Source organism: Streptomyces sp. GC420, assembly GCF_009916105.1.
Taxonomy (GTDB): domain Bacteria; phylum Actinomycetota; class Actinomycetes; order Streptomycetales; family Streptomycetaceae; genus Streptomyces.
Map to the genome: position 1 here is coordinate 1 of NZ_JAAAXQ010000661.1, position 2,372 is coordinate 2,372.

At 71.4% G+C, this 2,372-nt stretch carries 1 protein-coding gene and 1 pseudogene; one reads left to right on the forward strand and one right to left on the reverse strand.

The genetic code is table 11. The annotated features are described in order from the left end of the window. The first annotated feature begins 473 nt into the window (after positions 1 to 473). Entirely contained in the window at positions 474 to 1,319 is an 846-nt protein-coding gene (locus GUY61_RS37525) for a PaaX family transcriptional regulator C-terminal domain-containing protein (protein ID WP_243767021.1), read from the forward strand. Positions 1,320 to 1,401: 82 nt separating this feature from the next. Here the strand turns inward: GUY61_RS37525 and GUY61_RS37530 are convergent. After that, positions 1,402 to 2,372: pseudogene (locus GUY61_RS37530) on the reverse strand (serine/threonine protein kinase); the annotation flags it as partial.

Below are 2,372 nucleotides of genomic sequence, written 5' to 3' on the forward strand. Positions count from 1 at the left end.
TCAACCAACTCAAAGGCTTCCGCGGCATCGCCACCCGCTACGAGAAGACCGCCACCTCCTACGAAGCAGCGGTCACACTCGCAGCAATCCTGATCTGGGCAAGATCAATTTGAAGACGGACCCTAGTCCAGGAGGTTCCGTTCGATCAGCGTGGCCTCCATCCCCACGAGGCCGAACGGAATGCCGTGGAGCGGATCCGCGATGGCCTGATTCCCGGTCCTCCACCGGTATGCACTGCCGTATCCGCGACCACCTCCCGGAACGCGCTGCGAGGCGCGGCCGGGCACCGGCGGGAATGGGCCGGGTCCCTGGTTCCGGGGCTGCTGCCCGGACGTGGCCAGGCCGTCCGGAGGACGTTCCGCCGCAGACGGCATTCCCGCCCGCATGGGCCTTTGCCACCATGGCGGCGCCTGGGAGGCGGGCGTGGTGACGTCTGCGGCCCGGACCGTAGGCTGATCCCCGTGGAGGAACGTATGGAGACGGCCAATGACACATCCGCCCCGGTGCTGCGCCCTCAGTCGCTCATGCTCGCCTTCTTCGGCAACCACTTCCTCGGGCGGCAGGACCACTGTGTGTACTCGGGGAGCATCATCGACGTCCTCTCCCGTGCCGGAGTGGGTGAGCAGGCTGTGCGCTCCACGCTGACCCGCATGGTCAACCGGGGTCTGCTGTGGCGCCAGCGAGAGGGCAGGAAGATGTACTTCGGCCTGACACCGCACGCGGCCCGCATCCTCCAGGAAGGCGAGCGGCGCATCTGGAAGGACGGCGCGGTCAACGAGGACTGGGACGGCACCTGGACCCTGCTGGGCTTCTCCCTGCCCGACTCCTGGCAGCGCCAACGCCACGAGCTGCGCTCGAAGTTGGTCTGGTTCGGCTTCGGAACCCTGTACGGGGGACTGTGGATCGCCCCCGGCAAGACCGACGTCTCCACCACAGTGGCGGAACTCGGGCTCACCGACCACGTGAAGATCTTCCACGGGGAGGCGGACACCGCGACCGACATCGACCGGATGATCATGGAAAGCTGGGACCTGGACGGCATCGCCGTTCGCTACACCTCCTTCCACGAGCGGTGGAGCACTCGGACGGACACCGGTGCGGACCCCCTCGGCATCAGGCTGCGCCTCGTCACCGAGTGGCTTCAGGTCATCCGCACCGACCCGCGGCTGCCCGCCCGGCATCTGCCGGCATCCTGGCCCGCGCAGCAGGCGCAGGAAACCTTCCGCCGGGTCGCGGCACAAACGGAGGCGTCCGCACGCCGGATGGCGGACACGATCCTGGACACAATGCCGGTACGGCCCGACGCCCAGGGCCGGTGAGGCAGATCTCGGGCAGCGTCGGCGCCGGACGGGGAACGCGAGCACTCCCGCAGGAGGACCCGCCGGGCGGGTCGGGCGCGGGTCAGGCGCGGGGCCGGAAATGGTTGCCGGTCTTCTGGCCGTCGTCCGTGACCGCCGCGGCGACGCAGCGGAAGAAGCGGTGGCCACCGGCCCAGTCCGCCGCGGACGGCGGAACGATGTCGACGTTCCACTCGGCGGCGATCCCGTCGCCCTCGGCCGTCCTGGACTTGGCCATCACCTCCTGCGAGCACAGCGCCTTCACGTCGGGGTGTTTGATCAGGTCCCGCGCGTTGTTGGTCATGCCGTCCTCGGGCAGAGGTGCGATGGCGAAGGTCTCCCACACGTGCCTCGTCTGGCAGTCCGCCCGGCTGACCGTGATGATCCCCGAAATATCGGTGATGCCGCTCCAGCACTCGGCGGTCTCGGTGCACCGGCCGCCCACGCCCTCGACCTCCGTGGCGGGGCAGTCCTCCGTGGTGGTCGGCACCCCGCCGAAGGCCGACGGCCGAGCCGACGCCTGCTCACCCCCGCCGTCCGCCCCGGCAGTTGTGGTCGGGGAGGAACCCGGGCCGCCGTTCCACGGCTGTTCCTGATACACCACCACGCCGACGGCGACCGTGACGGAGACCGCCACCGCCGCCAGCACGGCGACCAGCCGGGGGCGCGGCCCCTTCCGCCGCCGCTCGTCCGTCCGCGGCACGGCGGTTGTCCCCCCGGCCTCGCCCGGCCGTTCGGGCGACGAGGTCGCGGGTGGCGCGGCGTCCCCGACGGGCGGAAGCGGTGCGACGACCGTGCCGTGAGGGGCGCCAGGGGCGTGCGGGGGGTTCGGCGCCGGCGGCGCGTCCGGGCGGCCGGGGGCGGACGCCGCGCCGGGCACCGGTCCGAAGCCGCCCAGGTGGACGGTGTCCAGATCGACGGAGGCGAGGGCGTCACGGAACGCACCGGCGTCGGACAGACGGTCCGCCGGGTCCGCCGCCAGGGCACGGGCGAGGGTGTCGTTCAGGTCCGCCGGCATCCCGGGGAGGGCGGGGT